The organism is Vibrio olivae (assembly GCF_042428525.1).
GTDB lineage: Bacteria > Pseudomonadota > Gammaproteobacteria > Enterobacterales > Vibrionaceae > Vibrio > Vibrio olivae.
In genome coordinates this window covers 2,122,505-2,143,798 of sequence record NZ_JBHMEP010000001.1, presented here as the reverse complement: position 1 = coordinate 2,143,798, position 21,294 = coordinate 2,122,505, and the positions used below count along the sequence as shown (strand labels likewise).

General features: G+C 46.0%; 15 protein-coding genes, 1 tRNA gene, 2 rRNA genes and 1 riboswitch. Of the genes, 9 read left to right on the top strand and 9 right to left on the bottom strand.

Annotation, left to right across the window (positions count from 1 at the left end):
* The 3 genes from rrf (ACFFUV_RS09895) to rrf (ACFFUV_RS09885) form a co-directional block, all read left to right on the top strand.
* A 5S ribosomal RNA gene (gene rrf / locus ACFFUV_RS09895) occupies positions 1-94 on the top strand; the annotation flags it as partial.
* A 91-nt stretch (positions 95-185) separates the two neighbouring features.
* Positions 186-261: transfer RNA gene (locus ACFFUV_RS09890), tRNA-Thr, on the top strand.
* A 28-nt stretch (positions 262-289) separates the two neighbouring features.
* Positions 290-405, top strand: a 5S ribosomal RNA gene (gene rrf / locus ACFFUV_RS09885).
* Positions 406-580: 175 nt separating this feature from the next.
* On the opposite strand, the gene ACFFUV_RS09880 is transcribed toward rrf (ACFFUV_RS09885), so the two are convergent.
* The 8 genes from ACFFUV_RS09880 to ACFFUV_RS09845 all read right to left on the bottom strand — a co-directional run bounded on the left by ACFFUV_RS09880 (position 581) and on the right by ACFFUV_RS09845 (position 11,823).
* A complete protein-coding gene (locus ACFFUV_RS09880) occupies positions 581-1,366 on the bottom strand; it encodes a DUF547 domain-containing protein (RefSeq protein WP_390191769.1) in 786 nt (261 codons plus the stop codon).
* Positions 1,367-1,486: 120 nt separating this feature from the next.
* Positions 1,487-2,089: a 3-isopropylmalate dehydratase small subunit gene (gene leuD, locus ACFFUV_RS09875; protein WP_390191768.1), complete on the bottom strand. Its 603-nt coding sequence runs from the start codon at positions 2,087-2,089 to the stop codon at positions 1,487-1,489.
* 11 nt (positions 2,090-2,100) lie between these two features.
* Positions 2,101-3,501 carry a 3-isopropylmalate dehydratase large subunit gene (gene leuC / locus ACFFUV_RS09870; protein WP_390191766.1) on the bottom strand — a complete coding sequence of 467 codons (1,401 nt, stop codon included), beginning with the start codon at positions 3,499-3,501 and terminating at the stop codon, positions 2,101-2,103.
* A 167-nt stretch (positions 3,502-3,668) separates the two neighbouring features.
* On the bottom strand, positions 3,669-4,760 hold the full coding sequence (gene leuB, locus ACFFUV_RS09865) for a 3-isopropylmalate dehydrogenase (protein ID WP_390191763.1): 1,092 nt from the start codon (positions 4,758-4,760) through the stop codon (positions 3,669-3,671).
* Between the two features lie 77 nt (positions 4,761-4,837).
* Complete coding sequence (leuA, locus tag ACFFUV_RS09860) at positions 4,838-6,385, bottom strand: 2-isopropylmalate synthase (protein WP_390191761.1); 1,548 nt, start codon at positions 6,383-6,385, stop codon at positions 4,838-4,840.
* Between the two features lie 356 nt (positions 6,386-6,741).
* Entirely contained in the window at positions 6,742-7,080 is a 339-nt protein-coding gene (locus ACFFUV_RS09855) for a DUF2149 domain-containing protein (protein ID WP_390191758.1), read from the bottom strand.
* Positions 7,055-7,519 (bottom strand): MotA/TolQ/ExbB proton channel family protein, encoded by a 465-nt coding sequence (locus ACFFUV_RS09850; RefSeq protein WP_390191755.1) that lies wholly within the window; start codon positions 7,517-7,519, stop codon positions 7,055-7,057. The genes ACFFUV_RS09855 and ACFFUV_RS09850 overlap by 26 nt, the downstream gene beginning before the upstream one ends.
* Positions 7,519-11,823, bottom strand: a complete 4,305-nt coding sequence (locus tag ACFFUV_RS09845) for a cobaltochelatase subunit CobN (RefSeq protein WP_390191752.1) — start codon at positions 11,821-11,823, stop codon at positions 7,519-7,521. The genes ACFFUV_RS09850 and ACFFUV_RS09845 overlap by 1 nt, the downstream gene beginning before the upstream one ends.
* 120 nt (positions 11,824-11,943) lie before the next feature.
* Positions 11,944-12,069, bottom strand: a riboswitch (cobalamin riboswitch).
* Between the two features lie 183 nt (positions 12,070-12,252).
* On the opposite strand from ACFFUV_RS09845, the gene ACFFUV_RS09840 reads away from it, so the two are divergent.
* The 6 genes from ACFFUV_RS09840 to ilvN all read left to right on the top strand — a co-directional run bounded on the left by ACFFUV_RS09840 (position 12,253) and on the right by ilvN (position 19,806).
* Positions 12,253-12,780, top strand: a complete 528-nt coding sequence (locus ACFFUV_RS09840; protein WP_390191750.1) for a phosphatase PAP2 family protein — start codon at positions 12,253-12,255, stop codon at positions 12,778-12,780.
* A gap of 3 nt (positions 12,781-12,783) precedes the next feature.
* The gene (locus tag ACFFUV_RS09835) at positions 12,784-13,833 is read left to right on the top strand and encodes an MJ1255/VC2487 family glycosyltransferase (protein WP_390191748.1); all 1,050 of its coding nucleotides are present in this window, start codon (positions 12,784-12,786) and stop codon (positions 13,831-13,833) included.
* Positions 13,834-14,224: 391 nt separating this feature from the next.
* Positions 14,225-15,184 (top strand): transcriptional regulator LeuO, encoded by a 960-nt coding sequence (gene leuO, locus ACFFUV_RS09830; protein WP_390191746.1) that lies wholly within the window; start codon positions 14,225-14,227, stop codon positions 15,182-15,184.
* Positions 15,185-15,356: 172 nt separating this feature from the next.
* Complete coding sequence (locus tag ACFFUV_RS09825) at positions 15,357-17,165, top strand: AMP-dependent synthetase/ligase (protein WP_390191743.1); 1,809 nt, start codon at positions 15,357-15,359, stop codon at positions 17,163-17,165.
* Positions 17,166-17,584: 419 nt separating this feature from the next.
* On the top strand, positions 17,585-19,309 hold the full coding sequence (locus ACFFUV_RS09820; protein ID WP_390191740.1) for an acetolactate synthase 3 large subunit: 1,725 nt from the start codon (positions 17,585-17,587) through the stop codon (positions 19,307-19,309).
* Between the two features lie 2 nt (positions 19,310-19,311).
* Positions 19,312-19,806: an acetolactate synthase small subunit gene (gene ilvN / locus ACFFUV_RS09815; protein ID WP_390191932.1), complete on the top strand. Its 495-nt coding sequence runs from the start codon at positions 19,312-19,314 to the stop codon at positions 19,804-19,806.
* A 68-nt stretch (positions 19,807-19,874) separates the two neighbouring features.
* On the opposite strand, the gene serA is transcribed toward ilvN, so the two are convergent.
* A complete protein-coding gene (serA, locus tag ACFFUV_RS09810; protein WP_390191737.1) occupies positions 19,875-21,104 on the bottom strand; it encodes a phosphoglycerate dehydrogenase in 1,230 nt (409 codons plus the stop codon).
* Positions 21,105-21,294: the final 190 nt, after the last annotated feature.

The window sequence follows — 21,294 nt, the reverse complement described above, 5'->3', positions numbered from 1 at the left end:
CCCACCTGATTTCCATGCCGAACTCAGAAGTGAAACGAATTAGCGCCGATGGTAGTGTGGGGTTTCCCCATGTGAGAGTAGGACATCGCCAGGCTTTAAATTTCAACTGTTAGATAGATGTTCTAATAGTTAGTTAAAAGGGCCCGTTTTTAAATACGGGCTTTTTTTAGTCCACCGATTAGATTGCTGATATAGCTCAGGTGGTAGAGCGCATCCTTGGTAAGGATGAGGTCCCCAGTTCGAGTCTGGGTATCAGCACCAGTTACTATTAAGTAGTACACAAAATTTGCTTAGCGACCATAGCGTTTTGGACCCACCTGATTCCATGCCGAACTCAGAAGTGAAACGAAATAGCGTCGATGGTAGTGTGGGGTTTCCCCATGTGAGAGTAGAACATCGCTAGGCTTTATTTCCGAGGCCTCGACTGTAAAGTCGGGGCTTTTTCGTATTCGAAATCTAGGAAAGGGAGTGTGTGTTTGCGAAGCGTCGCACCGCCCATGTGAGAGTAGAGCATTGCTAGGCTTTATTTCTAAGGCCTCGACTGTAAAGTCGGGGCTTTTTTGTATGGTATATGCCTCTTTTAATCTGCTGCTTTATTTAAATCCCAATTATATTGATAATCTATTTCTCCTTGAAAATTCTTAAGCGCAGGTCGATAAAGGCTCAGGTGTTTAAGTAACTGCTGTTTGCTACCAAAATCTTCTCGATACCAGTCATAAATCGATGAGAGTATAAGAGTCTCGCCTTCCAGTTTTACCCCTTTCTGACTTTGAATAAACGCTTTAGCGGCACCTTCAAGCTGGGCTTTTACTTTTGCTCCGGTATAGACATCAGACTGGAGATTGGGACAGCCTAAACTGGCACAGTTCACTGCGTAGTGAATTCGAGCATCTTTCCAAATAGGGCGTAGAATTCGGTGTTCAATATCATTAAGTGTTAGATGTTTGCCGTTAATGATGGCTATTTCTTGATCCCAAGGACCAAAACGAAACCATCCTCCAATGTCAGTAATCGACTCTACGGGATAGTTGTCGATAACTAAGTTGACGGTCAATGCGTTATAAAGGTTGATCCAATAAGCCAGTTGTTCATTTGAGTTGTAGCTCAAAGGATCGAGAGACAACTGCTGTTGAATATAGCGGTGTAAGCGCTGCTGGTCTTGCGCTGATATATGCTGATAATCAAATAGCGTGTCGCTGCCACTAACCATTAGATTGCCCGTAATGACTTGTTGCCATAATTGGTGAGATATGACTTGCGAATTGTCGGGAGAACTCTGTTGCCAATAGGGCCACAGGTCGGGTTTTGGTGCTCCTAGCGCTGAGAAGGTCAGCAAGCTAAATGATAAGATTAACGAGCGCTGCATACCTATTTCTACCTTTAAGTGGAGAGTTAAGATAAGTAGACCTGAATAATAGTAGATCGCTTTCAACAAAAAAGGCTGGCAATCAGTGCCAGCCTTTGAGTTTAAAGCGTTACTTCGTAATTAGCGTAAAAAGGCTGGAATATTCGCTTCATAGCGAGAGATTTTTTCCTCGTGCTGCAGTGTTAGGCCTATATTATCTAAGCCATTCAGCAGGCAGTGACGACGAAACTCATCTATTTCAAAGCTGTATTCTTTCCCATTGGCGCGAACTTTCATCGCTTCTAAATCGACTTCGACTTCTGCATCTTCATTGGCTTCGACAAACTGAAAAATCTCATCCACCTCTTGCTCTGTAAGACGGACGGGAACCATCTGGTTATTGATCGAGTTGCCGTAGAAAATATCCGCAAAGCTTGGCGCAATCATCGCTTTGATTCCGTAATCGGCTAGAGCCCAAGGCGCATGTTCGCGAGAAGACCCACAACCAAAATTTTCACGAGCCAGCAAAATTGAAGCGCCTTGATAGCGTGGGGCATTTAATACGAATTCTGGATTGGGCTGTTCACCCGCATCATCGAGAAAACGCCAATCATGAAACAGGTGTTTACCAAAGCCTAAACGAGAAACCTTCTGCAGAAATTGTTTAGGAATGATCGCATCGGTATCGACATTCGCAGCATCTAAAGGGACGACTAAGCCTTTATGTTGTTTAAAACCTGACATTCTCGTTCTCCTTAATTTAATTCACGAATATCGACAAAATGACCAGCAATTGCAGCAGCGGCAGCCATTGCAGGGCTAACCAAATGCGTACGGCCATCACGGCCCTGGCGACCTTCAAAGTTACGGTTCGATGTCGATGCGCAGCGCTCGTGAGGCCCTAAGCGGTCATTGTTCATCGCCAGACACATTGAACAGCCAGGCAAACGCCATTCAAAGCCAGCTTCGATAAAGATTTTATCTAACCCTTCGGCTTCGGCTTGTGCTTTCACTTGCTCTGAACCCGGTACAATCAAGGCCTGAACGTGAGACGCGACTTTTTTACCTTTCGCCACGGCTGCCGCTGCGCGCATATCTTCAATTCGGGAGTTGGTGCAAGAGCCAACGAAAACTTTATCGACGTTGTAGTCCGAAAGTGACTTACCGGCCTCAAGGCCCATGTAAGCCAAAGCTTTAGTTGCTGACGCTTTCTCAACGGGATCATCAAAGCTTTCAGGAGAAGGGATCGGTGCATCGACAGCAATCACTTGACCTGGGTTGGTACCCCAAGTGACTTGAGGTTTTATTTCACTGCCTTCTAGTGTTACAACAGCATCGAATTGTGCGTCGTCATCTGTTTGTAGGCTTGACCAGTATTCTACCGCTGCATCCCAATCCGCACCGCTTGGCGCAAACTTACGCCCTTTAATGTAGTCGAAAGTCGTTTGGTCGGGGGCTATCAGTCCTGCTTTTGCGCCGAGTTCGATGGCCATGTTACATACCGTCATACGGCCTTCCATAGACAGGTCGCGAATGGCTTCACCACAAAATTCAACAACATAGCCGGTACCGCCTGCCGCGGTCGTTTTACCAATGATCGCCAGTACGATATCTTTTGCGGTAATTCCAGGCGCTACTTTGCCTTTGACCTCTATTTTCATGGTTTTTGCTCGCGCTTGTTTTAGCGTTTGCGTCGCAAGCACGTGTTCGACCTCAGACGTACCGATACCAAAAGCCAAAGAACCAAATGCACCGTGAGTGGCGGTGTGGGAGTCCCCACATACGATGGTCATACCTGGCAGTGTAATACCAAGCTCAGGGCCCATCACGTGGACGATGCCTTGATATTTATGATTGATATCGTAAAGGGTTACTCCGAACTCTTCGCAGTTCTTCTTCAACGTTTCCATTTGGATACGCGCCATCTCACCAGAGGCGTTAATATCTTTGGTTGTGGTTGAGACGTTGTGGTCCATCGTCGCGAAGGTTTTACTTACTTGGCGGACTGGGCGACCTTTTTCACGCAAGCCATCAAACGCTTGTGGTGAAGTCACTTCATGCACCAAATGACGATCGATATATAGGATTGGGTTTTCACCCTCGGCAGCTACGGCAACGTGTGCGTCGTAGACTTTTTCATATAATGTTTTGCCCATTGTTTTTCCTCGTCGCCGTGTCACTACAATCGCGCTCGGTTTCTGTTCTCTATCGGTAGAGGGAGAAATGCGCAGTGTAGTACCAATGAATCTGAGATGGACTCATACTCATTGGCTCCAGTGTGATGTTTGACGACCTTATTATTTTGTTGTGTTTGCTTTATTTATTATGAATTCAGAATGTAAGCGGCAATGGTGTCACCCATGTCTGAAGTCGAGAGTGCAGGTTTGTTGCCAGCTAAATCACCGGTGAGTTCACCAGCTGATAGCGCTTTCGATACGGCGGCTTCAATGCTTTGCGCCGCTTCTTCTTCACCTAAGCTGTAACGCAGCATCAGCGCGGCAGAGAGAATCTGCGCGACTGGATTTGCAATATTTTTACCGGCGATATCGGGCGCACTGCCACCTGCTGGTTCATAAAGACCGAACTTGCTCTCGTTCAGGCTCGCTGAAGGAAGCATGCCCATTGAGCCTGTAATCATTGCGCACTCATCGGATATGATGTCGCCGAAGATGTTTGAACATAGCATTACGTCAAACTGCGCAGGGTCTTTGATAAGCTGCATAGTCGCATTATCGATATACATGTGAGAAAGCTCGACATCTGGGTAGTCTTTGGCAATCTCTTCAACCACTTCACGCCATAAAATTGAGCTTTGTAGTACATTGGCTTTGTCAATTGAGCATACTTTTTTACGACGAAGGCGCGCAGACTCAAACGCAATTTTGGCAATGCGCTCAATTTCAAAGCGGTGATATACCTCGGTATCGAATGCTTTTTCATTCGCACCTTCACCTTCACGACCTTTTGGCTGACCAAAGTAAATCCCACCAGTCAACTCGCGAACGACCACAATGTCAAAACCACGCTCAGAAATATCGGCGCGCAGGGGAGAGAAGGCTTCTAAGCCTTGGTGAATTTGCGCTGGGCGCAGATTGCAAAATAGTTGAAAATGCTTACGAAGTGGAAGAAGAGCTCCGCGCTCAGGTTGATCATTCGGTGGTAAATGTTCCCATTTCGGGCCGCCAACGGAACCAAACAAAACCGCGTCTGCCTGTTCACAGGCGGCAACTGTGCTTTGTGGTAGTGGGGTTCCATGGTTGTCGATGGCAATACCACCAACATCGTGCTGCTCGCGATGAAAAGTGATGTTGTGTTTCTTTTCGATAGCATCCAATACCTTATGGGCTTGGGCCATTACTTCTGGGCCAATGCCGTCACCGGGCAATACTGCAATCTGATAGCGCTTGTCTGTCATGTTCTTCCTTAAATTTTAGATTTTTTCGTGTGCTTAATTCTAATGAAACCCCGAGCGAAATGCTCGGGGTAAATTCGTTAAACGGCTGCAATTTGCTTTTGTTTGATGGCTTCGATCTGATCCGCTCGGTGGATACTGTTGATCACATGTAGCAAGGCCTGTCCGGATGCTTCAACGATGTCAGTTGACATCCCAGTACCATGGTATTTACGACCTTTATAGTTAGCGATGATGTCTGCTTGGCCTAGGCCATCTTCCCCTTCACCTTTTGCTGTTAGGTCAAACTTATCCAATACGATGTCGTAACCGGTGACGCGATAAATGCATTGATATAAAGCATCAACAGGACCATTTCCAACTGCGGCTTCGCTTTTCTCTTCATCGCCGCATTGTAGCTTAATACTGGTGGTTGCCATCACGCTACCAGATTGTACGCTTAGATAATTCAACTTGTAGAAATCGTCTTCTTCGCGCAAGTTTGAGAAGTGCATGAGCGCTTCTAAATCGTAATCAAACACTTGCCCTTTACGGTCAGCCAGTTTCAAGAAGTCTTCGTACAGCACATCCAAATTGTACTGCTCTTCTTTGTAACCCATGGTTTCCATGTGGCTCTTAACGGCAGCACGACCACTTCGGCTGGTCAGGTTCAGAGCTTGGTTCTTCAAGCCAATTGACTCTGGCGTCATAATTTCATAAGTGTTTTTGTTCTTTAGCATGCCATCTTGGTGAATGCCTGAGGAATGGCTGAAGGCATTCGCACCAACAATGGCTTTATTGCTTTGAATTGGCATATTACATAATTGGCTAACAAGCTTACTGGTCCGATGGATTTCTTCGTGTTTGATGCCAGTATTGACGCCTAGGAAGTTTTCGCGAGTTTTGATGATCATCGCGACTTCCTCTAATGAGGTGTTACCCGCGCGTTCACCAATCCCATTGATGGTCCCTTCAATTTGTCGAGCGCCGGCTTGAACGGCAGCAATCGAGTTCGCCACTGACATACCCAAATCATCGTGACAGTGAACGGAAATGACCGCTTTATCGATATTAGGGACGCGATTGAATAGGTTTTCAATGATGCCTCCGAATTCACTAGGAATGGTATAGCCGACTGTATCTGGAATATTCACGGTTGTTGCACCTGCATTGATCGCCGCTTCTACCATACGGCATAGGTTATCAATAGGTGTACGGCCTGCATCTTCACATGAAAATTCAACATCATCGGTATATTTACGCGCATGTTTCACTGCATTAACTGCCATTTCGACAACATCATCATAGCTACGACGCAGTTTATCTTCGACATGAATGGTTGATGTGGCTAAGAAGGTATGGATTCGGAATTGATCCGCCACTTTCAAGGCTTCTGCTGCTGCGTCGATATCTTTTGCTACTGCGCGTGATAACGCGCAAATTCGGCTGTTTTTGATATTTTGAGCAATGGTTTGTACGGATTGAAAGTCGCCTGGAGAGGAAATCGGAAATCCCGCTTCGATAACATCAACGCCGAGTCTTTCCAGCGCGAAAGCAATTTGCAGTTTCTCCTTAACCGTTAAGCTTGCTGACAACGCTTGTTCGCCATCCCGTAATGTGGTGTCGAATATAATGACTTGGTCGTTCATGTTGGCTTCCTTTTTATCGATGTTGTGTTGTGCGTGTTATGTCATGTTGTGTTTATGGAGATACAAAAAAGCCCGCATCTCGATGCGGGCTTGATAAATCTTGTGTGGTTATTTTTCTTCCACAGCCTACCCGCGCGATCTGGTCACGATGAGGAGGAGGCTAAGCAGGAGAGAAAAACGAGCTGTCATGATTGTTAAGCTTTCCACAAAATTAAGTTATCAAATTAGTACCGCACTCCATGGGTGACGTCAACCCTAAAGTCGAATTTTTATTCAAATTGATTCAACTTCGAGCTTGAATCGCAGTTTGACGTGGAAATTTGCTCTCTTCATTACCTTGATAGTGTCTATCACCATTATTGGTCTATTAAAATCAGCTTGCCGGTCTGAGGATCGCGGTAGACGGTTCCTACACTTTCCATGCCTTGTTGCGATTGTCCCTGCTGTTTCATTCGGTCGGGTAAATCTATCAATTCATCGGAGGTGGTTACTTCTACTTCAGTCAGTGAAAAATGACGTTTAAGGTCATCGCTTTGAGCTATGAGTGCGATCATCAGCCCAAGAGCAAATACCAACATCACATCCATAATATTGGCGAAACCGCTGAGAGGGTCCGTCTCTTGATGAGAAAAACGTCCCCCTTTTAGCAGCCTTAGACGGGGAGGGTGGTTATGCGTTGATTGCGGCTTCATCATATTCTCTCGTTTCAATTTCTAATAACGTCACTTCATACCAACGGCGGCGAATGCGCCCAAAGATATAGCCGAACAAGCCAATCAATAGGCCCAATACCGTGGTATCAAAAGCAACGGTCATTGCCGTTGCGAGTTGCTCGATATTTCCACTAGAGAGAGCCGCAAGGCCAGGTCCGAGAGGAATGAGTGTACCCATGAGACCGAGAATTGGCCCGCTGCGAGCCAACAGATCCACACGTTCCAAACGTTTGGCGGCATATTGTTCAAACTCGTTAATCGTGCTTTGTTGTAAAACACGTAGACCATTGTATTTTTCGCTCAGCAAAATGCCGAATTCCCATAACAAACACAAAAGGCAAACAGCAAGACCGAGCATTACTGGGTAAAGAAGCCAAGAGACCAAATGGTGAAGTAGACCCAATGTGTATCCGTAAATCATCAAGATGCTCCTTTTAAGGTGTTTATTGTGCGGCGATGTTGGCGGTAGCTCAGCATGACGATAGCCACAAAAAACAGGCCGATGACGCCTGAGATTAGCCAAGTCAACCAGGAGGCACTTGGCTCAGAGGGCTGAGAGTCAGATTGTGTTGATTGCGGTTGCTGCGACTCTTGCTCTAGCTTGACTTCTTTCAATGAGTGAATTTCTTGGCGCTGGGGAGAGTCTTGCTGCGCCTGCTGCAAAACTTCGGTAAAGGCTTGACGTTTATCGCCGCTGAGCAGCGATTTGAGCCAGGGCATCATCGGATGATCTGGCGTCGTATGACCACTGCCCGGTAACCCGTGTTTTATCACCAACTGTGCAAACGCATCAGCCAGTTGCTGTGTCGTCGCTTGGTCTGCATTCCAAAATCCTTTGTGAATCGCGACCAACATAATCGCCAACATATTGGATTTAACATGAACGTTGTGCCCTTGTTCGAGAAAGTCGTCTAAACCGAGTTGATAGCGGTCATCCATATACACCTCTTTCACTTCCTGCCATGCCCAATCCCCGACTAATGTCGGGTTAGTGACTTGCCACCCCCAGAGGTACTCCAAAAATTCACTGCCCATGGTTCGAGCACCTGCATAGCCGTGCTTCATTAAGCCGGTTAACCACTCTGGGTTGAGGAAACGTCCTCTAAGTTCTTGTTTTAACGCGCTCGCGAGCGGTTCCGTGACCACTTTTTTGGGATTGGCATGATTAATCACGAAGTTGTTCGGAGCTTGTCCAGATAGTGTTTCGACCGCTAAGCTAAGGCCGCCTAAATAGTCAAATGCATCGTTATTGTCGATGAGGCCGTATAGATTGCTTGAACGACCGAAATAGGTATTTTCCACATCGCTTAACAAGTGACGAAATGTTTGTTCTGCTGCGATACCATATTGTTGTGATGTGAAACCATGACCTAGCCGCCTTAGGTACACATCGGCTAACTCTTGGCGTTTTTCCCAAGCCCCTGAACGCTCGGCTAAGCGATTCACGCCAGCTCCATAACTGCCCGGAGCATCACCAAAAATACGTAATGAAGCTCGCAAAGCAGCTTGTTCCGGTTTAAGGCCTTGAGCCAGTAAATCGCGGCTGTCTTGTACCCAGTGAGCCGCGACTAAGTTTTGACTCAACGGCTCTTGACCACCCTGGCGCAGGTTACCTAGTGGCTGCAATGCGATATCGAGAACTTGAGTTAAAGCCGGATGCTGTTTGACGATGATATCTGCTGACGCATCGAGAGCGAGCAATACGGCGTTATCTAACAAATGCATTTGCTGAGCGTAAAGGTCGCGAAATAGCCCGGAAGTGGTGAACACCATATCACGGCGCTGGCGAGCGCTGGGTAATGGTTGGCGCTTTAAGCCTTTAACTAGCCCTCGACTGTTCCAAACTGGCTCCAAGCCGAGCATATCTAATGCGAAAGCGATCATTACGCCTTCATCGCGCACGACATCGGATGCCCATAATATTTGTGCTTCACGTTTTGTTGGATCGAAGGGATTATTGTGGCGAGCATTGCTGGCCATCTCTTTACCCAATTGCCACGCAATTCGGCTAGGAATTAAGCTGTTGTCTAGAGCATAAAAATTTCGACCAGTCGGTAGGCTTTCAGGGCTACGAATCGGATCGTTTCCTTTTCCAGGCGCGATAAAGCGGCCATTTAGCCCATTTAACAGCGCCGTCATTTCATAGGAAGGGGAACTACGGAGTAAAGCTTGCCACTGCTGACGTTGACTATCTGATGTTGGGGACATGGAATTGACCATCATATCAATGGCAGGCGTCTGCCAATCTTTGCCAAAGATATGTAGGCCATATGGCATGAAGTTTTCTTGCAGGTTCGTGAGGTAATGACCAATTTCATGCACCAGCATATCGTCATTGACTTGATCAAAGCCGATCCCCATAACGGCGAGTTCAGCAGACATTGATTGCGCGAGTTCTTGCTTGAGGTCGAGTGCGTCTACTTTGGCTCGAATTTGGGAGATTAACTGGCTTTTAAGCGTTTGATTACGGCTGTCGTGATTGGCTTCAAAACTTTCAACTAATTGGCGTAATTGCAGTAAATCGTCATAAAGTGGCGTGCTCTCGAGTGGAGGAGTGAGGTGGTCAACCATCACAGCTAACCCACGGCGTTTGGCTTGAATGCCTTCACCAACACCATCCACGATATACGGATAGATTCCGGGAACATCGGCTGCAATGATTCTTGAGTAATCATCATTGGCTAAACCAACGGAACGGTGTGGTAGAAACTCGTAGGTTGAGTGACGGCCGACATGGACGATGACATCGGCTTTAAACACATCACGTAAATAATGATAGTAAGCCAAATATTGGTGCGTGGGTGGGAAGGCTAAGTTGGCGTGTAGCAGTTCTGGATTCACCTCCCAGCCTCTCGGTGGTTGAGGGCTAAGCATGATATTCCCATACTGCAAGCTAGGTAGCAGCAACTGTTGGTTATACACCATGACATTGCCGGGAATCTCTCCCCAACCGCCGAGGCCTTCAATCCCCGTTTCCTGTAACGCTTTTATAATGTTTTTGGCTTGCGTCCAGCAAGCTGGGCCAGAATTCTCGATTTCGCTCAAGTAACAGGTTTTCAACTGCTTTAGCAAAGAGAGCGCTCGCGCTCGCGCCGGATGATCCACCCCTTCGACCAAATGCACCATTTCTTCCATGGTGCTAGTGAGTAAAGCATGCGCTTGCTGCGGTAATTTGGCGTTAAGTGCGGATTGTAACTGCGCTTGTAAGCGGCCAAATGGTCCATAACGCATCTCATCTTGTACTGAGCTTGGCAGTGTCGCGAAGTAGTCTTGATATTGCGCGAGATTCATTGTTGGAATTGTTGCACTCATGGTTTCCAACGCGTGTCGGTCATTGGGGAGGTTGACTCCACGCTGCTGAATATCATCCAGCAATGCCTGCTGTGAATTGGGTAAGGTGCCGACTTGATATCCTGCTTGCTTGAGGCGATTTAATATTTGCCATAAAGAGGCAGGAACATCAAGGTTGTCCGCGCCGATATTGTGGCGTCCTGGAGGGTGGTTATAGTAGACAATCGCAACGCGCTTATCTTTGTTGGCTTTGGTTTGTAAAGTCGCCCAGCGTTTGACTCGCTGAGTGATGACTTGCATTCCTTGTCGCTCGGGTTCAATCGGCTGAATCTCAATGCCAGACAAGGGATCTTGGTGTACTTGTCCTGCGGTTGCGACGATTATTGGCTGACTAGCACCTTGAATTTCTGGCATTGCCACTTGGTAGTAAACTTTATCGGAATGAATGCCATCGGCAGAGAGTTGCCATTGCTTGGCGGTTCGATCACGAAGTTTGATCGCTTTGAGTACAGGAACGTTAAGTTTGGTCAACTGCTCGGTGGCGTGTTCTCTTCCTTTCCCACCACCAATCACGAAATCTTGCAACATCACAATTGCGGCTAAGCGTGGCTCTATCGTACTCAGTGTCTCAATCGCTTGAACACTGGCGTCTCCCCAGGCTGCAAGCCCGACGAGGCATTGCAAGTGATGAGTGTCTTCAATTTGTCGACACAACTGTTGGAATACCTTGCTGTCACTCGGGCGCGTGCCACCACTATGATCAAGCAGCATTACAATCGGCTGGTGGTGGGGCATTGTCGGCAATTGCGAATAATACTGTTGTTGATACCACCATCTGAGGCGTGGTTGCGCCGTTGCAGGTTCTGGAGTGAGTGAGTTATCCCAAAGACGAGCAAGCCAAGTCAATAAGTGGCGAGTGTTGTCGACACCGCCAGCTTGCCAATAGCCGCGAGCCGTTAACCAAGGTGCTTGTTGTGGATTTTGTTTAAGCAGCGCACTGAGCCAAGTTTGGAACTGATCATCGGGTCTTAGCGCGGCCAAGGTAGTTAATTGCTCAGGAGCAGAAAATTGTTGCTGCTGTTGGTAGCGACTTAATCCGACGAGTCGGTGGTCACTACTAAAAATTAGCAGTGTGTCTGGCGCATTGAGTTGTAAATCATGTTCTAGCTCGCCAACAATAGCCCCATATAGCCCAATTCCCACTAGCGCTTGGCTATGAGTGAGCAATTGTTGGCGAGTGGTGGATGAGCTGGCTAACCATTGTGTGTCCGTTCGCGCCGTGATGCGAATATTCGGTGTTTGCTGGTGAAATTGTTCCACTGCTTGAGCAATGGTTTCTGCGTTGCGCTGTGAGACAATCAACAGCAGTTGATGTTGTGCTGCGCTGCTGCTGGCGCTCATTAACATCAAAAATAAAATAAACAAAATGCGCATATCTAACCTCAAGGGAATGCTTTGCCTTAAGGGAGAATTGTTCTGAGGACTGATGTCGGAGAAAAGGTGATGTAAAAGACCAACGACATAGTGCCAGGTATTCCCGCCCGGTGACGTGTTTTAATCCGTATTTAAACCCCAAGTATCTGGCTTGTGATAGTTCACTTACAGTTGCGGGTACAGCCTCGGATTCGCACCGAGTTCCTTGGTTATGCCGATGAGGGCAAAGTTTAGATGGGTTGTTATAGAGGGTTCTATTTGTTAGGTCAATAAATAGTCGCTATTCAGTAAGTCTTATATAAAAACAACCATAAGCAAACGGTGAATTTGATGCTGGTGGAATTTTCATCAATTTACCAATAATACGTCACCGAACTGTCATTTTGGCTCTTTAACGTGATTGGTAATCCGTCAAAGAAGGAGTCGGTAATGCGTACTATAGAACCGATTGCAAAGTTAGATTTTGCATTCTCACAGTTGTGTTTGCGCCATAAATTCAGTTTGCCTGTCGCTCGTGTGAGCCAAGCCATTTCCCATACCGGTGATGGCCACCTTTATGCGTTGATTGGGGCGTTGGCTTGGTTTGTTGATGGGCCGCTCGGGCTTGTATTTTTGATGACCGGCCTGTTGGCCTTTGCCATCGAACTGCCAATCTATTGGTTAGCCAAAAATCTGTTTAAACGCCGCCGCCCGCAAGAATTGTCTGAACTATTAACCTCCTTTATTACCCCTTCTGATCGATATAGTTTGCCTTCTGGACATACCAGCGCTGCGTTTCTAATGGCGGTGCTGCTCGGGCATTTCTACTCAGACACGCAAATATTGGCGATGAGCTGGGCGAGTGCCATTGCCGTCTCTCGTGTGTTGTTAGGCGTTCATTTTCTTACCGATGTTGTGATTGGTGCATTACTCGGCACTAGCTGCGCGGTGGTCGCGATCAGTGTGATGGGAGGGTAGAGGTTGAGAATATTATTTGGCGTTCAAGGGACAGGAAATGGACATATTGCTCGGGCTCGCGCAATGCAGCAATCGTTTGAAAATAAAAACGTTGCAGTGGACTTCTTGTTTTCAGGTCGTGAGCGGAATAAGTATTTTTCGATGGAGCCATTTGGCGACTTTGAGACTCGTCGTGGCCTGACGTTCTGTGTTGATAAAGGCAAAGTGAATTACTGGCAGACTGCCGCTAACAATAATCTCTGGCAATTTCGTCGTGAAGTGGCGGATCTGGATCTTTCTGGATACGACTTAGTCTTGAATGATTTTGAGCCTGTTTCTGCTTGGGCCGCGAAACAGCAAAATATCACGACGATTGGTATCAGCCATCAAAACGCCTTTCGTTATCCTATTCCGGTCAAAGGCGCGAACTGGGTAGATAAAAAAGTCGTTAAGTATTTTGCGCCCACAAAGTTCAGTATTGGTTTGCACTGGTATCACTTTGATCAGCCGCTTCTGCCACCAATTATTCATACTCATGGCTCACAAGTCATTCGTCATGAGGCTTTTGTGTTGGTGTACTTGCCTTTTGAACGCCTAGAAGCGATCAGTGACTTGTTATTTCGTTTTACTCGACAGTCCTTTGTCTGTTATCACCCAGAGGTTAGTGCGCCTTATCAGGAAGAAAATATCCAGTATCAACCCTTATCACAGCCCAACTTTCAACATCATTTATTGCGTTGTGGTGGAGTTATTGCCAATGGTGGGTTTGAATTACCTTCAGAGGCATTGAGTTTAGGTAAGAAGTTATTACTCAAACCTCTGGCTGGTCAGTTTGAGCAATTGACCAATGTCGCGACGTTAGAACATTTAGGTTTGGCCCATTCAATGGATTATTTGGACGCCTCTGCGGTCCGTGACTGGTTAGACGAAAAGCAAGCGGATCAAGTGCAATTCCCGAATGTGGCGGATGCGATCACCGAGTGGATCCTCAGCGGTGAATGGCATAACAGCGCGTCTTTAAGTGACCAATTGTGGGATAAGGTCAACTTTCCAGAATACGTCTCCTTCTCTTAATTCTGCCTCTATCACCCGCTGACAAGTGTTGGATTTATTCACTTGTGAGTGGGTGTTTTTATTTTTGAACATTCATTACTCTGATGAATGTGTGGGAAAATTCCGATAAATCGCCTCTATCGGCTGCGAAAATTATTCTAAAAACAGCCTGAAAATATTTTTAGGGTTTTTTATACTGTATATAAGCGTTTGTTTTGTAGGTTTTTTCCTGAAATGTGGGTAAAAAATACTGATTAAATATCAACACTGTTGATAAGGGCTTATTGATTCGAAGATAGTAGCGCTGTCCAAAGATTCATCTAAAACACAAATATAAGAATCCTTGGTTATCTATTCCGATTTTTTGAAAGTTATCGTTATTAGGTTTGACGAATACAGAGGCGTTTTATCAATGTTAGACAAAAAAGAACCAATGAATGCAATTTCTAGCTACCGAATGGAGAGTACGCTAAGAGGAGTAGACCTTAATCTACTGACCGTGTTTGACGCAGTAATGCAGGAACAAAATATTACTCGCGCTGCACACAATTTAGGTATGTCTCAACCGGCAGTAAGTAACGCTGTTGCGCGTCTTAAAGTCATGTTTAACGATGAGTTGTTTATGCGCCAAGGTCGCGGTATTCAACCAACTCAACGTGCTCGTCAATTGTTTGGGCCTGTTCGTCAAGCTTTGCAATTGATCCGCAATGAATTACCGAGCTCTATTTTTACGCCAGACACTTCAACGCGTTTATTTAAAATGGCGATCTGTAGTCCTTGTGATATGCGTTTTGCCCCGCGCATTATGCAAACCATCCATAGTAAAGCACCGAATGTACAGCTGCATCTCGATGCGGAATTCTCAAGCAACTTGGCTGAGCGTTTACGTTTTCAAGAGATCGACTTTATTATCGATTACTCGCGCTTTGATGAACCAGGTTATTCCAGCACTGAAATCTTCCAAGATGAATTAGTCGTGGTGGCGTCCAAATCACACCCGCGTATTCAGGGTTCTGTGACTGCCCCTGATCTTCTTGAAGAGCGCCATGCAAAATTGTCCCATGTTCACGGGTTACGCAGTTTCTCTGAATTGGCTTACAGCGATTTGGATGTGAAAAGCTACTATGAAGGTACCAGTCTGAGTAATGTGCTTTACGTAGTGAGTCAATCTGAATTGGTGACCATTGCTCCTCGTTGGATGGTTGAAAATGCGGTGAACAAGGATCAATTGCAAGTCCTTCCATTGCCATACACCAATTCACAAATCAGTGGGTATTTGAGCTGGCATGAGTCGAGCGAAAAAGACAAAGGCCATATCTGGTTACGTGATCAATTAATGGTGATTTGCGGCGAAGTGGTTGCCCAAGCTTAATCTTTGAGCTCGCTGTTATAAACGTAAAACCTTGGATAGTGTCGCTATTCAAGGTTTTTTACAATTTATACCCTCTCAAGTTTGACCCTTGTCAGTTGCCTTTTCTTGACTTGGCGATACACTTGTTCGCTCAAGTTAGCTTACAGCTGTAAGCCCAAAGGTATAAAAGAGCATGGCCTATTTAGATTTTCATATTGTTAGCCGTATACGAGAGCAGGCCGCCAAAGGCGGGGAGCGCGTTGCGCTACAACATAAAGTGGATAAAACCTGGCAAGCGATCAGCTGGAAGTCTTTTGGTATTCAGATCGACGAAGCTTCGCGGGCTTTATTAGCATACGGGATTGATGTTCAGGATAAGATTGGCATCTTTTCGTCGAATATGCCGCGCTGGACGATTACTGATTTTGCTGCAATGCAAGTGCGTGCGGTTACGGTGCCTATTTATCCAACTAACACCGCTGAACAGTCCGCGTATATTTTGCAAAATGCTGATGTAAAAATACTGTTTGTTGGTGAACAGGCACAATATGATGCGGCTCTCGATATTTTCCAACAATGTCCACAGTTGGAATGGCTGGTAGCGATGTCTGATGATATCGATCTGCAAGGCGCGCCATTTGCTGTGCATTGGGCTGACTTTACCGCGCGAGGTTCTGATAACTATCAGGCTGAGTTAGATTCGCGTCTGTCGCAGGCGAATTTGCATGATCTATTTACTCTGATTTATACCTCTGGAACCACAGGGCAACCGAAAGGAGTCATGCTGGATTATGCCAATATAGCCGCGCAGTTACAGGGCCATGATCAACGCTTGCAACTGGGTGAGCAGGATGTCTCTTTGTGCTTTTTACCTTTGTCCCATGTTTTTGAGCGCGCTTGGAGTTTTTATGTTCTGTACCGTGGTGCGAGCATTAGCTATCTGCAAGATACCCGTTTGGTGCGTGAAGCACTAACCGAAGTTAAGCCGACCGTGATGTCTGCCGTTCCCCGTTTTTATGAGAAAGTGTTCTCAGCCATTCATGAAAAAGTATCGAAGGCGCCTGTTCATAAAAAGGTTCTGTTTACTTGGGCTGTGAATATGGGGGCCAAAATGGCGGCGTGTCATCAGCAAAACACTAAACCTTCTTGGTTGTTAGCCCGTAGTTATCAAGTGGCGGATAAATTGGTGTTATCCAAAATGCGCGCTTTACTCGGTGGACGAATTAACTTTATGCCGTGTGGTGGCGCGAAACTGGATGAAACCATTGGCCGTTTTTTCCATGCGATTGGCGTTAATGTCAAGCTTGGCTACGGTATGACAGAAACGACCGCCACGGTTTCTTGCTGGGATGATAAGTGCTTTAACCCGGACTCCATCGGTATGTCGATGCCGGGAGCTCAAGTTAAAATTGGCGAGAATAACGAGATTTTAGTCCGTGGGCCGATGGTGATGCGCGGCTACTATAAAATGCCGGAAGAAACGGCCAATACGTTTGATGAGCATGGCTTTTTAAAAACTGGCGATGCGGGTTACATTGATGAAAATGGCAACCTATTTATTACCGATCGCATCAAGGAATTGATGAAGACCTCCGGTGGGAAATACATTGCCCCACAAATGATTGAAGGTGCGATTGGCAAAGATCATTTCATTGAGCAAATTGCGATTATTGCCGATACCCGTAAATTTGTATCGGCACTTATTGTTCCGTGTTTTGATAGTTTGGAAGAGTATGCCAAAGAGTTAAACATCAAATATCACGATCGTTTAGAGCTGGTGAAGCATCATCAAGTTGTTGCCATGTTTGAAAAGCGGGTGGAAGAGTTACAGCAAGGACTGGCTAAGTTTGAGCAGGTGAAAAAATTTAAGCTGTTGCCAAAAGCGTTCTCAATGGACGATGGTGAACTGACACCTACCTTAAAACTACGTCGTAAGGTTATTAATAACAAATATCAGCAAGAAATCGACGAAATGTACGATGATAAAGACAAAAAAGCCTGATTTCTCGTCTTTTCACTAACAATTAAAGCCTCGTGAACCGATTGGACGCGAGGTTTTTTTGATTGCGGGTTTCTGATTGTCGATGGATTTAGCGAATGATATTCGTCGATTTGATTATATTTTTTCACTTTTTTCTGCACGAGCTTGTCGTATCTTTCTAATTTGTTATCAGGTTGTAGTGAAATAAACTGAAATTATCGATATTTTTAGCATCTTGTTTAAAAGGTGATCCAACTCCCAATGGATCGCTGTTCCGTTCCGAGTTACATTGTTGCCATGCACTTACTGGTTGTTATGACAGCCTGATAAGACATAGAGCCGAAGTGAAATATTTCGAATTAGGCTACGAATAAGCCCTAACTATGTATCAGCCAAGAGAGAAGTTGACCTGACTTTTTGATATTGGCAAGGAGAACAATATGGCAGCAATGTTGTCTGGCGCCGAAATGGTCGTCCAGTCTTTGATCGAAGAAAGCGTTGAGCAGATCTTCGGTTACCCCGGTGGTTCCGTGCTAGATATCTATGATGCTCTGCACGCTAAAACTGACCACATTAAACACGTCCTCGTTCGTCACGAACAAGCCGCTACCCATATGGCCGATGGCTATGCACGCGCAACCGGTAAACCTGGGGTCGTGCTCGTATGTTCAGGCCCGGGTGCAACCAATACGATCACAGGTATAGCGACGGCGTATATGGACTCAATCCCAATGATTGTGATTTCTGGTAACGTGCCGAATAACCTTATTGGTAATGATGCGTTCCAAGAGTGCGATATCGTTGGTGTGTCTCGCCCTGTGGTGAAACATAGCTTCTTAGTCAAAAAATCGGAAGATATTCCTGAGACCATCAAAAAAGCGTTTTATATTGCTACCACGGGTCGCCCGGGTCCGGTGGTGATTGACTTACCCAAAGATGTACTCAACCCACAAAATAAATTGCCGTTTGAGTATCCTGAAAGCATCAGCTTGCGCTCTTATAAACCGACGACCAGTGGTCATAAAGGACAAATTAAAAAGGCGTTACGCGCACTGCTTGAGGCTAAAAAGCCTGTCCTTTACATTGGCGGTGGCGCTGTGATTTCAGAAGCGGATAAACAGGTAACCAAACTGGCGGAAACGCTTAATTTGCCTGTTGTCAGCACGCTAATGGGGCTGGGCGCTTTTCCTGGGACCCACCGTAACGCGCTGGGTATGCTAGGTATGCATGGCACTTATGAAGCCAATATGGCGATGCACCACGCGGATTTAATTTTCGGCGTTGGGGTTCGTTTTGATGACCGTACGACCAATAATTTAGAAAAGTATTGCCCTAATGCCAAGGTAATGCACATTGATATTGACCCTTCCTCCATTTCCAAAAATGTGCGCGTCGACCTGCCAATTGTCGGCTCTGCGGAAAAAGTTTTGGATAGCATGTTGAAATTACTGGTCGAGCAGGGGGGTAATAATGACGAGCAAGCGCTTGAGTCTTGGTGGCAAGATATTCAAGTCTGGCGAGATCGTCAGTGCTTGTCCTATGAAACCTCTCCAGAGCGGATTAAACCCCAACAGGTGGTTCAGACGCTACATAAACTCACCAAGGGCGATGCGTATGTTGCCTCTGATGTGGGTCAACATCAGATGTTTGCTGCGCTTTATTACCCATTTAACAAGCCGCGCCGTTGGATCAATTCAGGGGGGTTAGGCACGATGGGATTCGGCTTGCCAGCCGGAATGGGCGTTAAGTATGCAAAACCACAAGAAGAAGTGGTGGTCATTACCGGAGATGGCAGTATTCAAATGAATATTCAAGAGCTATCAACGGCACTTCAATATGATATTCCATTAAAAATCATTAACTTGAATAACCGCTTCTTGGGAATGGTCAAACAGTGGCAAGACATCATTTATCAAGGGCGTCACTCGAACTCTTACATGAGTTCTGTTCCGGATTTTGCAGCGATTGCAGAAGCTTATGGGCATGTTGGTATTCGAATCTCAACACCTGATGAGCTAGAAGCGGGCTTGCAAAAAGCGTTAGACATGAAAGATCGTCTCGTGTTTGTTGATATTAATGTTGATGAAACCGAGCACGTATACCCGATGCAAATTCGCGGTGAGGGTATGGATAAAATGTGGCTAAGCAAAACGGAGAGAACTTAATTATGCGCTACTTGATTTCAGTGTTAATGGAAAACCAACCTGGGGCATTATCTCGCGTGGTCGGTTTGTTCTCTCAGCGTGGCTACAACATTGAAACCCTCAATGTTTCGCCGACAGATGACGATACGTTATCGCGCTTAAATGTCACGACAACCAGCAGTGAGATGCAGCTTGAACAAATTCAAAAGCAGCTGCATAAATTGATTGATGTGCTAAAAGTACAAGAAGTTTCCGAGCAAGAGCACATTGAGCGGGAATTAATGCTAGTGAAAGTGAAAGCCAGCGGTTACGCTCGAGCAGAAGTGGCGCGCATGTCTGACATTTTTCGTGGGCAGATCGTTGATGTCACTTCATCACAATACACGGTGCAAATTGCTGGCACCAGTGAAAAACTGGACGCGTTTGTCACCGCTATGTCGGATGTCACGGATGTGATTGAAGTCGCTCGTAGTGGTGTGGTTGGGATTGCACGTGGTGAGCGGGCTCTGAAAGCTTAATTTCGCACTGCTAGTTGAATAAAAAAGCCACCGATTCGGTGGCTTTTTTTGTGACTAAAGCGAGCGCATTAGTGCAAGATACGGGCGCGTAGTGTGCCTGCAATGCCTTTGAGTTTTGCGAGCGCTTCATCAGAGCGTTCTGTTTCCACATCAATGACGACATAACCAATTTCTGGAGACGTTTGCAGATACTGTGCCGCGATATTGATGCCTTCTTCAGCGAAGATGGTGTTAATTTGATTCAGAATGCCAGGACGGTTTTCGTGAATATGCAATAGACGAGAACACTCACGTAATTCTGGTAGCGATACTTCTGGGAAGTTAACACTTGAGAGTGTTGAACCGTTGTCTGAGTACTTGGCGATTTTGCCTGCAACTTCAACCCCGATGTTTTCCTGCGCTTCTTGTGTTGAGCCGCCAACGTGCGGTGTCAGAATCACATTGTCATATTTCATCAATGGTGACTCAAATGGATCCGCGTTGGTTTTCGGTTCGGTTGGGAACACATCAACAGCGGCGCCCGCAAGGTGGCCAGATTCCAATGCTTGGCATAACGCAGGAATATCGACCACGGTTCCACGCGCGGCGTTGATGAAGATTGACCCTGGTTTCATGCGCGCAAATTCTGCTTCGCCCATCATGTTTTTGGTTTCTGGGGTTTCAGGCACGTGTAGAGAAATAACATCACACTTGTTGAGCAGCTCGCTCATGGTATGAACTTGCTGTGCATTACCCAGTGACAGTTTGTTCTCGATATCGTAGTAATACACGTGCATGCCTAGGTTTTCGGCAATAATACTCAGCTGAGTACCGATGTGGCCATAACCGATGATACCCAGGTTTTTACCACGAGCTTCAAAAGAGTGATCAGCACTCTTTTTCCAAATACCGCGGTGAGCGAGGGCATTTTTCTCTGGAACACCACGAATAAGTAGAAGAATTTGACCAAGTACTAATTCCGCAACACTACGAGTGTTGGAAAATGGCGCATTGAATACTGGAATACCACGTTTGGTTGCTGCGCTAAGTTCAACTTGGTTTGTCCCGATACAAAAACAACCGACAGCAACCAATTTGTTGGCTGCTTCAAATACTTTTTCATTGAGGTTGGTGCGGGAACGAATACCGATAAAGTGAACGTCTTTGACGGCTTCTAGCAATTCCTCTTCAGGTAGGGAGCCTTTGTGGTACTCAATGTTGGTATAGCCGGCAGCTTGTAACACTTCTACAGATGAAGGGTGAAGGCCTTCGAGAAGCAGAATTTTGATTTTATCTTTTTCCAGTGAAACTTTGGCCATTATGTTCGTCCTTAAAATGGAAATATGGGGCTTGGTTGGCGCACATTGACCTAAACATCAAATAAAGACAGTTTCATTTGTCGTTTTTAGAAAAGCAAACGTTTTCCTTGTGCGTCTTCTGAACAATAACTTATCAAAAAAATTTTAGTTTGGGTAAGAAAATTACGGAATAAGGCATAATTTTTCCGCG

What these genes read in the sequence shown, in the direction of transcription:
- leuO (WP_390191746.1), top strand. Translation starts at nt 14,225, where the DNA reads ATGTTAGACAAAAAAGAACCAATGAATGCAATTTCTAGCTACCGAATG.
- ACFFUV_RS09850 (WP_390191755.1), bottom strand. Translation starts at nt 7,519, where the DNA reads ATGATTTACGGATACACATTGGGTCTACTTCACCATTTGGTCTCTTGG.
- ACFFUV_RS09840 (WP_390191750.1), top strand. Translation starts at nt 12,253, where the DNA reads ATGCGTACTATAGAACCGATTGCAAAGTTAGATTTTGCATTCTCACAG.
- ACFFUV_RS09880 (WP_390191769.1), bottom strand. Translation starts at nt 1,366, where the DNA reads ATGCAGCGCTCGTTAATCTTATCATTTAGCTTGCTGACCTTCTCAGCG.
- ACFFUV_RS09855 (WP_390191758.1), bottom strand. Translation starts at nt 7,080, where the DNA reads ATGATGAAGCCGCAATCAACGCATAACCACCCTCCCCGTCTAAGGCTG.
- ACFFUV_RS09825 (WP_390191743.1), top strand. Translation starts at nt 15,357, where the DNA reads ATGGCCTATTTAGATTTTCATATTGTTAGCCGTATACGAGAGCAGGCC.
- ACFFUV_RS09820 (WP_390191740.1), top strand. Translation starts at nt 17,585, where the DNA reads ATGGCAGCAATGTTGTCTGGCGCCGAAATGGTCGTCCAGTCTTTGATC.
- leuD (WP_390191768.1), bottom strand. Translation starts at nt 2,089, where the DNA reads ATGTCAGGTTTTAAACAACATAAAGGCTTAGTCGTCCCTTTAGATGCT.
- ACFFUV_RS09845 (WP_390191752.1), bottom strand. Translation starts at nt 11,823, where the DNA reads ATGCGCATTTTGTTTATTTTATTTTTGATGTTAATGAGCGCCAGCAGC.
- serA (WP_390191737.1), bottom strand. Translation starts at nt 21,104, where the DNA reads ATGGCCAAAGTTTCACTGGAAAAAGATAAAATCAAAATTCTGCTTCTC.
- leuA (WP_390191761.1), bottom strand. Translation starts at nt 6,385, where the DNA reads ATGAACGACCAAGTCATTATATTCGACACCACATTACGGGATGGCGAA.
- leuB (WP_390191763.1), bottom strand. Translation starts at nt 4,760, where the DNA reads ATGACAGACAAGCGCTATCAGATTGCAGTATTGCCCGGTGACGGCATT.
- ilvN (WP_390191932.1), top strand. Translation starts at nt 19,312, where the DNA reads ATGCGCTACTTGATTTCAGTGTTAATGGAAAACCAACCTGGGGCATTA.
- leuC (WP_390191766.1), bottom strand. Translation starts at nt 3,501, where the DNA reads ATGGGCAAAACATTATATGAAAAAGTCTACGACGCACACGTTGCCGTA.